Below are 10,228 nucleotides of genomic sequence, written 5' to 3'. Positions count from 1 at the left end.
TACCTGTTCCGTCCCTATGCCCGCAGCCCGAAAGGGCAAATAGTGAAAGCGCAGATAAGTGGAAAAAGATACCGACGCTTATCTCTGGTGTCCGCACAAGTCGGCAACCGGCTGATTGCTCCGATGGTTTATCAAAATACGATGACCGGAGTCTTTTTTGAAGCGTGGTTTCAGCAATGCCTACTGCCCGCATTGACTCAAAAATCGGTGATTATTTTAGATAATGCACGATTTCACCGTATGGGTGTCTTACGGGAAATGGCGGAAAAATTTGGACATAAGGTATTGCCTCTTGCACCTTATTCACCTGAGCTCAACCCGATTGAGAAGGTGTGGGCGAATATTAAGCGGTATCTGCGAACCGTTTTGTCTGATTACGCCCGATTTGACGATGCGCTACTGTCCTATTTTGATTTTAATTGACTATAATACACGCACTGAATAATCCGGCAAAATGTGAAACTGCAATAATCCGTTGTCTTCATCGGTAAATTTATCTACCTTCACATTAACGTTACACTCTTCAAATTCATTTGTATCCGTGCTTATCATCAAAGTCAGTGGCAGCGTCATTCCCTCATGCCAGCAAGGGATGGAAACGTAACATTGTCCTCCCCCTTCCTCTGAATAAGGCCCTATATCGTTTAAAGTCCATGTCTCTCCAGCCTTGTGATAAGTTATCATTACACCTTGGTCAGAATAGTTGCTTAGCATAAATGCAAACGAGCGTTCCTTATCGGTATCCACAAAAAATCATCCTTTTGATTGAAGATTTCTTTTCCCGAAGAGGCATAGATCGATAAAACCGGAAGAGCGGCGACTAAACCTACCAAGCCTAAAAACCTAAATAATTTTTTCATTTTTTTCCTTTTTGCCCGCCACAATGCTCAGTGCGGCGCATTTTTAAATGACAAAGTGGTTCGTATAGTAGCTTGAACGATGTAATGGGTAAAGCGAATGGGATAACCGGCTGATGGGTCGTCTGAATGGTTGCAGACCCGTTGGGTTTGCTTCTTTCAGACGAGCTTTGATGTGTGTTTTCTCTGATGCTATTGATTTAAAAGAAAGGTCGTCTGAAACCTTAGATTTCAGACGACCTTTCTGCATTAAACCTTTGATGTTTAGAAAATCAGCTATTTTCTAAAGTCCGGCAGTTTTTCTGCTGGTTTTATTTGGGGTTCTTCTCGATGAGGGCGACGAGTTGGTCGATGTAGCCTTGAACGAAGCTGCGCGCGGATTCGATGAGTTTGCCGTTGTCGTCAAACAAGGTGGGGGAGTTGCCGAGGAAGACTTCGGGCTGTCCGGTCAGCGGCATATTGAAGTAGGACAAGGCAAGGCGCAGGTTTTTTTGCGAACTGTAACCGCCCATTTTGCCGACGGAATGGCTGATGATGCCTGCGGGCGTGTTTTTCCAGGCGACGTCGGCGTTGGGTTTGGAGCCGATGTCTATCGCGTTTTTCAGGCAGGCGGGGACGGTGCGGTTGTTTTCGGGGGTAACGAACAATACGCCGTCGGAAGCTTTGATGGTTTCGCGGAAGGCGGTATAGCTTTCGGGCGTAGGGAAGTCGGTTTCGGCGGGGTCGTCGTAGTCGAAATTGTAGAGCGGCAAATGACCGATTTCGACGATTTGGGCATCGTAGCCTTCGGGGAACATGGGGATGACGTTTTGCGCCACTTTGCGGGCGAACGATCCTTTACGCAGGCTGCCTACTAAAATGCTGACTTTTTTTGCCATAAATTTTCTCCTGATGATAGTAAAAAAATAATAACGATTCTTGAATTCATTTTAAAGCCGCCGGTTGATTGTCGTCAATCCTGTTGGGAACAAATTGACTATTCTGCGCAAGGCAGACCTGAGTTGGGAAATCGGTTTGGTAGCGGCTTGCCTGCCCTGCCCCAGTTTCGAGACAGTCATTTTCTAAAGTGTTGAAACGTTATCGAGGTCGTCTGAAAACCCTATCGGGCATGAATCAAGACGACAATGCTATAATCCATCCTAAAATTTTTATCTTGAAGAACACGCCATGCAAGCCGATTTCAGACGACCTGTCCTTGCCATCGACACCAGCACTTCCTACCTGTCCCTCGCGTTGCAAACCGATGGACAGATTGTTTCGTTTCATGAAGATGTCGGCACGAAACAATCCGATTTGATTCTGCCGCAGATTCGTGTTTTGTTTGAACAAGCGGGTATTGCGGCGGCGGATTTGGGTGTGATCGTCTATGCACAAGGTCCCGGCGCGTTTACCGGTTTGCGTATCGGAACAGGCGTGGCGCAAGGTTTGGCGACGCCGTTTGGTACGCCCCTCATCGGCATCCCCTGTCTGGATGCGGCGGCGTATCTGCTGCCCGGACAAAGCTGCGTACTGGCGGCGACCGACGCGCGCATGGGCGAAGTGTTTTACGCATGGTTCGACACGGGCGCGCACCGGCGGTTCGGCGATTATCAGGTTGGCAAAGCGGCTGAAATTGTCGAACCCGAAGGCCGTGCGTTTACCGGCGGCATAGGCAATGCGTTTGCGCTGACCGATGCGCCGCCCTTTGCCGGAACGCCGCAAATGCCTGCCGCTTCCGACTATCTCAAGCTGGCACTCAGCGGGCGTTATCCCGCGTCCGATGCCGCGCACGCCGAATTGCTTTATGTCCGCAACAAAGTCGCGCTGACCGCCAAAGAGCAGGCAGAACGGAAAGCGCAGGCATGAATATCCGCCCCGCTTTTTCAGACGACTGCCCTGCCCTTGCCGCGATTGACGCAGTCAGCAACCCGTCGCCCTGGTCTGTGAAACAATTCGCCTCCGCGCTGGCGCAGAGTACGGATAAATTATGGGTCTGCGAGACCGACGGCGTCATCGGCGGCTTTATCGTGTGGCAGGATATATTAGATGAATCCGAGCTGCATTTGATTGCCACCGCCCCCGAATACCGCCGCCAAGGCATTGCCGCCGCTCTTTTGGAACATTGGTTCCGCCACGCCCAAACCGCCGGTATCACGCGCCTGCTGTTGGAAGTCCGCGCCGGCAATGCCGCCGCCCAATCGCTGTATCTCAAATACGGCTTTACCGCGGTCGGCATCCGCAAACATTACTATTCCCTGCCCGAAGGCGGGCATGAAGACGCCGTATTGATGGAAAAACCATGTTAAGCAGCCGCTATCTCCACTTGCATCAGGCATTAGGCTTAGGCCCGATGTGGCTGAACCGTCACGCCAAAGTCATCCCGCCTGCGGGTGATGCACCCGTTACGCAGCCGCAGAAACCTGCTGCCGCCCAAGTTGCCGAAGCCGTCCGCACGATTTCCGCATCGGCACATCATGCCCGCATGGCGGCGATGGCGGAGGTTCAACACGAAAAAACCGCCTCCGCAACAACGCCCCCCATCCCGCCGTCTGCCGCGCCAGTTGACGCACCCTCCCCATCCGCGCGGACGCATTCCGCACCCGAAAACACCGGCAAAGCTTCCGCCGCAACCGTTTCAGACGACCTCCCGCGCCTGCAAACCGAAGCGCGTCCGTCCGAAGTCATCATCATCAGCATCTGCCCCGCAACCGAAGACAGCCTGCACGGACAGCTCTTTCACGGCACGGTCGGCGTCCTACTCGACAATATGCTTGCCGCCATCCGCCTGACGCCGCAGCAGGCATACAAAACCAGCTGGGTCAAAGCGGCACCTGTTTTCAGCCCGCATCCTACTGACGAACAAATCCAAGCCGAGCTGCCACAGCTTACCCGAGAGCTTGCCGATACGCAGGCGAAGGCTGTTTTATTGGTGGGACAAATCTTTGAAAAATCCGAACTTGCCCCATTAATAGACACCCTCTGCGGCGACACGCCCCGTTTCATCCTTCCCCACCCTGCCCACCTGCTGCGCCAGCCGCAGCTCAAAGCAAAAGCCTGGCAGGTTTTGAAACAAGTGCGGCAGATACTGAATTAAGGCACGCCGACAGCGTTCCAAACATATCCCGCATCACATCCGCCCCCCTCCCTATCCATCATGTACCTCACCCAAGAAAAACCCTACCGCCCGCTGCTGATTGCCCTGATCTTCCTGAACCTGCCTCTGGCATTGCTGCTGCACGAAATCATCACAGTCGGGCTGTTCCGCCATTCCGGACTGCTGCTGACCTTACAAGACGGGCAGTTGCGGCAAGTTGCGGGCTGGGATGACTCCATTGTTTGGTTTATCTGCGGCGTATTCGGCTTTTTCAACCTGATGATTGCGGGCGGTCTGACCAAGCTCGCCTACAAAAAAATGATGCGCCGCCATTTCCGCTACGCCCTGTTTTTAAGCGGTGCGGCGGCGTGTGCGGCGGCTTTGGTCGTGATTATCTTGGAATCTTTACTGGGCAGCGCGGCATTGGGCGGCATGCGGCAAGGCGGGATATTTCTTTACGCCTTGAGCGTCTGGATATTGGCGATGCTGACGCTGCCGCGCCAACTGACCCGCGCGCCGGAGCAACCCATCATCTTCCATAAAATGAAAAGATAAGCCTGACAGCAGGAAATCGGGACACCGCCCTCCTTCATGTTCTTCAGCAAGAAAACCCATAAAAAGGGTCGTCTGAAACTTTTCAGACGACCCCTTTACCCAACTCATTCGACCTTAGCGTTTGAATTCAGGCATAATTTTTAAAGTTTGCATCAATCTGTCAGCAGGCAGGCATCGGATTTTCTGCTATGATTTTTCTATCTTGCCTCAAGGTCGTCTGAAAGAAAGCGCACGATGAAACCTAAACTGATTATCTTCGACTGGGACGGAACGCTGGCAGACACAACGCGCCCGATTATCCGCACCTTCCAACAAAGTTTTGCCGACTGCGGCATGCCCGTTCCCGATGACGATGCCGTCCGCGCCCTCATCGGTTACAGCCTGCCCGAAATCATCCGCCGCCTTGCCCCTCATGCCGGCGAACACATGCGCGAAGAATTGGCGGAAACCTACGCCGCACACTATCTCAACCCCAACAACCACAACATGACGCTCTTCCCCGAAGCCCTGCCCTGCCTGCACACCCTGCAAAACCAAGGCTACTGGCTCGCCGTCGCCACGGGCAAAGGCAGGATAGGACTCGACCGCTCTATCGCGCAAACCGGTACAGCCGATTTTTGGATGGCGACCACCTGCGCCAGCGAGCAAGCCTCCAAACCTGCGCCCGACATGATTTTCAAACTCTGCGACGAACTGGGACTGACGCCGCAGGAAACTTTGGTGGTCGGCGATACGACCCACGACTTGGAAATGGCAGCCAACGCCAAAGCTCCCGCCGTCGCCCTCACCACAGGCGCACACTCCGCTGCCATGTTGCACACCGCCCCGCATCTCGCCATCCTCGACAGCCTTTCCGAACTGCCCGATTTTTTGGAAACGTTTGATTGGGCGGGCAAGGCTTAAAACGGGACAAAAGCCCTTTAAAAAACAGACTGCAAAACCATAGCGTGGGCTTCGCCCACGAAATCTATCAATCAAACCCCAAACCGAACCATAATCCGAACCGTTTTTTTCGTGGGCAAAGCCCACGCTACGTTTCGCTGTTTTCAGACGACCTCTTTGAGCAAAACGGCAGAGTGTGTGACGGATAACCGAGAGGCAACGCCGTATCGGTTTGAATTAAACCCTAGCCCCACCACCAATCCGTAGCGTGGGCTTCGCCCACGAAAAAACTCGGTTTATTGTTCGGCTTTGGCTCGGACTGGCACGTCTCGCGCAAAGCCCGCGCTACGGCTTGCTACATTTGGCTGTTTTCAGACGACCTCTTTGAGCAAAACGGCAGTGTGTGCCAGATAACCGAGAGGCAACGCCGTATCGGTTTGAATTAAACCTAAAACCTACCGCCAATCCGTAGCGTGGGCTTCGCCCACGAAATCTATCAATCAAACCCCAAACCGAACCATAATCTGAACCGTTTTTTTTCGCGGGCGAAGCCCACGCTACAACTCGCTGCAAGCATTACGGCTTGCTGCCTCCTGAGACCATCCTTCCCTCCTGCTCGGCAATGACAAAATAAATTATTCAATCGTCAACAAAAACGTCGTCTGAAAACCTGTTTCCCAAGTTTTCAGACGACCTTTTTATTTCACCTAAACCAACCGCTTCCCCTATCTCAACAATTCATCCGTTATCCGTTGCAAAAACTCGATGCGTTCGGGCTTGGCTTCGCCTGCTTCAGCGGCGGCTTTGACGGCGCAGCCGGGTTCGGCGCGGTGGGTGCAGTTGTGGAAGCGGCATTGCCCGACGAGGTGGTTCAGGTCGGGGAAGTATTGCAGCAGGTCGGCGGCTTGGAGGTGGTGCAGCCCGAATTCTTGCAAACCGGGGGAGTCGATCAATTGGGTTTCTTCGTTTAAATCGTAGAGCTGGGCGTGGGTGGTGGTGTGTTTGCCGGAATCGAGCGCGGTGGAGATGTCGCCGGTGCGGGCGGTTTGGTTGCCCAAGAGGGCGTTGGTCAGGGTGGATTTGCCCATGCCGCTTTGTCCGAGCAGGATGTTGGTATGCCCTTGCAGGACGGGGCGCAGGATGTCGGCGTTTTCCAGTGCGCGGGTTTCGATCACGGCATAACCCAGCGTTTCGTAGAATTTGAGTTTGTCGCGCCAGAGTGCGGTTTCGGGCAGATCGGCTTTGTTCAGGATGATGACGGCTTGGATACCCGCGGCTTCGGCGGCAAGGAGCGCGCGTTGCAGCAGGGCTTCGCTGGGTGAGGGAACGGCGGCGGTAACGATAAGAAGCTGGGTAACATTCGCGGCGATGAGCTTGGTTTTCCAAGCGTCTTGACGGTAGAGCAGGCTTTCGCGTGGGAGATAGTCTTCGATGACGGCTTGTTCGGCGTTGATGTTTTGGATATGCACGCGGTCGCCACAGGCGAAATCCACCCGCTTTTTGCGCGTGCTGGCTTCGTAGGTTTTGCCGTCGGGCGTGCGCACGATGTAGCGGCGGCCGTAGCTGGTGATGATTTGGGCGGTATCGGTCATAAATGGTTGGGTCGGGTGGAGTGGATAAAGGGAATGTTCGCAGCGGCGTGGTGCCTTGCGGCGAAAAGGTATTGTACCGAAATAGGCAGGGGTCGTCTGAGTCGTCTGAAACGATTCTATATCGGGTTAACTGGAAACCGATACGGCGTTGCCGCCTTGTCTTGATTTCAACTCATCCCGCGAGATTCAAACGGTTTTCAGACGACCTCCCAGCCCATCACAAGCCGAGCGACCACGCGTTGACGCCTTCGGAAAAATCTTCCAAACGGTTTTCGTAGTGCGCGAAGATTTCTTCGATGATTTCGTCTTCGCCGTCGATCAGTCGGATTAAATCCATATCGGCTTCCGAAATCAGCCCGCGCCCGAGCAGCTCTTTGCGTATCCAGTCCAACAAGCCCGACCAAAAATCCTTGCCCACCAAGATAATCGGGCGGTCGGGTGTTTTGCCCGTCTGCACCAGCGTCAGACTTTCAAACAGTTCGTCCAGCGTGCCGAAGCCGCCGGGCATGACGACATACGCGACCGCGTGTTTCACAAACATCACTTTGCGCGGGAAGAAATGTTGGAACTTGATGGACAAATCCTGATACGGATTGGCTTTTTGTTCGTGCGGCAACACGATATTCAGCCCTACCGCAGGGCTTGCACCCGCAAACGCGCCCTTGTTCGCCGCTTCCATAATCCCCGGCCCGCCGCCCGAAATGACGGAAAAACCGGCATCCGAGAGCTTGCGCGCCAGACGCAGCGTAAATTCATAGTCGGGATGGTTTTCCGGCGTGCGCGCGCTGCCGTAAATGCTGACCGCAGGCTGAATTGCCCGCAGCTCCTCGCCCGCCTCGACAAATTCCGAAATAATCTTCAAAACATGATACGACTCCCGCGCCTGAATCTCGCGGCGCGCCTCATCGGGCAGCATAGGCTTGGGCAGTTTTTTGAGCAGGCTCACGATTTTTCCTTCATCTTGTTAAACTTCCACATTGTAACCGACAGAACCCAAGGTCGTCTGAAAACGCAGGCAGGAATGGCGGCAAGTGTTCCTTATTTGAACCGAATCGTGCGTTTCAGCCCGCCAACCCGGGTAAAAGGGAACAAGATTGCCGTCTCAGCCGCGCCGCTTGCGTTACAATCCCCCATTTCCGCCCACATCAGACCATGCTCGAAATTCTCTACCGCGACAGCCGCACCATCGCCGTCAACAAACCTGCCGGAATGCTCGTCCACCGAAGCTGGCTCGACCGCCACGAAACACAATTCGTCATGCAGACCCTGCGCGACCAAATCGGACAACACGTTTATCCCGCCCACCGCCTCGACCGCCCTACATCCGGCGTCCTCCTGTTTGCCCTCGACTCCGAAGCCGCCCGCCTGCTGACACAGCAGTTCGAACAAAAAACCACACGCAAAACCTATTGGGCAATCGTGCGCGGATATTTGCCTGACGACGGACTCATCGACTACCCCCTCAAATATCAGCCCGACAAAATCGCCGAATCCCAAACCGAAGCCACCCTCCAAGAAGCCCAAACCCAATACCGCTGTCTTGCGCGCACCGAATTGCCCTTCCAATCCGCCGCCCGCTACCCGACCTCGCGCTACTCGTGGGCAGAACTCATCCCGCACACAGGCCGCAAACACCAACTGCGCCGCCACATGAAACACATCTTCCATCCCATCGTCGGCGACACCAACTACGGCGACCTGCGCCAAAACCACGCCACCGCCGCCCACCTCGGTCCCACCCGCCTCATGCTCCACGCCCGCAGCCTCTCGTTCCAAAGTATCGAAAACGGCGAAACCCTGACCGTCTGCGCCGATACCGACGAAAGCTGGCGGATTTGGCTGGATACGTTTGAAGCGTAAGTGAAAAGTTGTACCAACAGGCGGGCTGGTTATGCTGCGAAGCCGGACACGGATTTCAGACGACCCCACCCCTTGCCGCATCATTCCGTTTAACCAATATTCCTGCCGAATAATCCTGTTTGACGGTAAAAGTCGTCTGAAAACGCTACACTCTTTCAGACGACGTCTGTCATATCACCATAAGGACATTCCATGAGCGACATCGAAAAGCAACTCGCCGCCATCCGCTACACCGCCGACCGCACCAAACGCTACAACGAACATGGCTTTACCCTGTTGAAACTGGGTATACGCGGCGTAGTCTATTTCAATACCCGCGATGATGTCGCCGATGCCTTAACCGGTTTGATGGATTTCTATTACGAATGGGCGAAAGACAAGCTGACAATAGCTTGGCACGAAAAAGGTCATAGGGATATTAAGGAAGTCAAACTGACCGAAAAATCATATCTGAAAGAACGCGATAAAATCTACCGTTGGCTGGATAGTCGGGAGAAAAATCCGCCCAACATCGAGTGGGGAATGCAAAGCGAGCATGCAAATACCAGTGCATCCTATTATTTCAATATCACCTCTATTGCTGCAGGTTTGGCAAATGAGCCGTATATGCCGTTAGGCACCCTGCTTTTTAATCTGCCACTGGAAATTTTGTCTTCTCCCCAAGATTTGGCAAAACTGGATGAGTTTGTCGGTAAGATTTCAGAGAAGCTGGATGTTTTCCACGGTTATATCGGACTGGCAGCAATTCCACCGCATAATTATTACGACGGTGCGCCGTATGAATACGGGGTTTGCCGCGAAAATTTGGGGCTGATTCCGGTCACGACCGATTATCTGTCAACGTTTTATAGATACAACATACGCAGTATCAGTTGGTACACACTGGTCGGTAGGGAACTTTACCGACAGCTTCCGGCAGGCAGGATAGAGTCTGTTTTGGCAAATCATCCCGATATTACTCTGCGCGACTTTGCCGGTATCAAGGTTTTTAAAATCGGCAGCCTGCCCGAAACAGGGGATATCCGCGAAGATTTACCCTTGGACTACATTGCGCTAAACCGAGCTTTAGAACCGATACGCGAAAAATATCCGCGCGAAAATATGGGCGGCATTACCCGCGAACAGATGTATTATTGGTCGAGAAGATGGGACGGCTGGGAAGTGGAAGAAAAGGACGGCAAGCGGATCTACACCCAAGCGCCGCAGGAAATCATCGGCGTCGAGGAAGAGCCAGTTCCAATTTCAGGTATGTGGAAAATCACCAGCTTTGACGGTGAGACCCGCCATTTCAATAAAGGCGAAATTTTCCCTGAAGGAGAAGGAGTACGGACACAAAAAGCACTTCTCGGACCCCAAATGGGCCTGACCATTTGGGAGCTGGTCAAAGGCGACCATAACGAGCCTTTGCG

At 53.5% G+C, this 10,228-nt stretch carries 11 protein-coding genes and 1 pseudogene; 8 read left to right on the top strand and 4 right to left on the bottom strand.

What is annotated here, in order from left to right:
- Positions 1–423 (top strand): annotated as a pseudogene (locus HMPREF1028_RS10385) (IS630 family transposase); the annotation flags it as partial.
- On the opposite strand, the gene HMPREF1028_RS10380 reads toward HMPREF1028_RS10385, so the two are convergent.
- Complete coding sequence (locus HMPREF1028_RS10380; protein WP_009312713.1) at positions 424–747, bottom strand: hypothetical protein; 324 nt, start codon at positions 745–747, stop codon at positions 424–426.
- A 421-nt stretch (positions 748–1,168) separates the two neighbouring features.
- The gene (locus HMPREF1028_RS10375) at positions 1,169–1,735 is read right to left on the bottom strand and encodes an NADPH-dependent FMN reductase (RefSeq protein ID WP_009312712.1); all 567 of its coding nucleotides are present in this window, start codon (positions 1,733–1,735) and stop codon (positions 1,169–1,171) included.
- Positions 1,736–2,024: 289 nt separating this feature from the next.
- Between HMPREF1028_RS10375 and tsaB the strand changes: the two genes are divergently transcribed.
- From tsaB to HMPREF1028_RS10350, 5 genes are all read left to right on the top strand, one after another.
- Positions 2,025–2,702: a tRNA (adenosine(37)-N6)-threonylcarbamoyltransferase complex dimerization subunit type 1 TsaB gene (tsaB, locus tag HMPREF1028_RS10370; RefSeq protein ID WP_009312711.1), complete on the top strand. Its 678-nt coding sequence runs from the start codon at positions 2,025–2,027 to the stop codon at positions 2,700–2,702.
- Positions 2,699–3,142 carry a ribosomal protein S18-alanine N-acetyltransferase gene (gene rimI, locus HMPREF1028_RS10365; protein WP_009312710.1) on the top strand — a complete coding sequence of 148 codons (444 nt, stop codon included), beginning with the start codon at positions 2,699–2,701 and terminating at the stop codon, positions 3,140–3,142. The genes tsaB and rimI overlap by 4 nt, the downstream gene beginning before the upstream one ends.
- Positions 3,136–3,930, top strand: coding sequence for a uracil-DNA glycosylase family protein (locus HMPREF1028_RS10360; protein WP_009312709.1), 795 nt, complete (start codon positions 3,136–3,138; stop codon positions 3,928–3,930). The genes rimI and HMPREF1028_RS10360 overlap by 7 nt, the downstream gene beginning before the upstream one ends.
- A 60-nt stretch (positions 3,931–3,990) precedes the next feature.
- On the top strand, positions 3,991–4,485 hold the full coding sequence (locus HMPREF1028_RS10355) for a hypothetical protein (RefSeq protein ID WP_009312708.1): 495 nt from the start codon (positions 3,991–3,993) through the stop codon (positions 4,483–4,485).
- Positions 4,486–4,719: 234 nt separating this feature from the next.
- Complete coding sequence (locus HMPREF1028_RS10350; RefSeq protein ID WP_009312707.1) at positions 4,720–5,388, top strand: HAD-IA family hydrolase; 669 nt, start codon at positions 4,720–4,722, stop codon at positions 5,386–5,388.
- A gap of 704 nt (positions 5,389–6,092) precedes the next feature.
- Here the strand turns inward: HMPREF1028_RS10350 and rsgA are convergent.
- Positions 6,093–6,959, bottom strand: a complete 867-nt coding sequence (gene rsgA, locus HMPREF1028_RS10345) for a ribosome small subunit-dependent GTPase A (RefSeq protein WP_009312706.1) — start codon at positions 6,957–6,959, stop codon at positions 6,093–6,095.
- Positions 6,960–7,176: 217 nt separating this feature from the next.
- Positions 7,177–7,905, bottom strand: coding sequence for a TIGR00730 family Rossman fold protein (locus tag HMPREF1028_RS10340; RefSeq protein ID WP_009312705.1), 729 nt, complete (start codon positions 7,903–7,905; stop codon positions 7,177–7,179).
- A 206-nt stretch (positions 7,906–8,111) separates the two neighbouring features.
- Here HMPREF1028_RS10340 and truC point away from each other — a divergent pair, with 206 nt between their 5' ends.
- Positions 8,112–8,819, top strand: a complete 708-nt coding sequence (truC, locus tag HMPREF1028_RS10335) for a tRNA pseudouridine(65) synthase TruC (protein ID WP_009312704.1) — start codon at positions 8,112–8,114, stop codon at positions 8,817–8,819.
- A gap of 192 nt (positions 8,820–9,011) precedes the next feature.
- Positions 9,012–10,228, top strand: a 1,217-nt coding sequence (locus HMPREF1028_RS10330) for a type VI immunity family protein (protein ID WP_009312703.1), incomplete at its 3' end; no start/stop codon positions are given.

It is taken from the genome of Neisseria sp. GT4A_CT1, assembly GCF_000227275.1.
GTDB lineage: Bacteria > Pseudomonadota > Gammaproteobacteria > Burkholderiales > Neisseriaceae > Neisseria.
The sequence above is the reverse complement of the archived record's forward strand: the minus strand, read 5'-3'. Positions and strand labels throughout refer to the sequence as shown.

Coding starts and splice junctions, on each gene's coding strand:
- HMPREF1028_RS10375 (WP_009312712.1), bottom strand. CDS start 1,735: ATGGCAAAAAAAGTCAGCATTTTAGTAGGCAGCCTGCGTAAAGGATCG.
- tsaB (WP_009312711.1), top strand. CDS start 2,025: ATGCAAGCCGATTTCAGACGACCTGTCCTTGCCATCGACACCAGCACT.
- rimI (WP_009312710.1), top strand. CDS start 2,699: ATGAATATCCGCCCCGCTTTTTCAGACGACTGCCCTGCCCTTGCCGCG.
- HMPREF1028_RS10360 (WP_009312709.1), top strand. CDS start 3,136: ATGTTAAGCAGCCGCTATCTCCACTTGCATCAGGCATTAGGCTTAGGC.
- HMPREF1028_RS10355 (WP_009312708.1), top strand. CDS start 3,991: ATGTACCTCACCCAAGAAAAACCCTACCGCCCGCTGCTGATTGCCCTG.
- HMPREF1028_RS10350 (WP_009312707.1), top strand. CDS start 4,720: ATGAAACCTAAACTGATTATCTTCGACTGGGACGGAACGCTGGCAGAC.
- rsgA (WP_009312706.1), bottom strand. CDS start 6,959: ATGACCGATACCGCCCAAATCATCACCAGCTACGGCCGCCGCTACATC.
- truC (WP_009312704.1), top strand. CDS start 8,112: ATGCTCGAAATTCTCTACCGCGACAGCCGCACCATCGCCGTCAACAAA.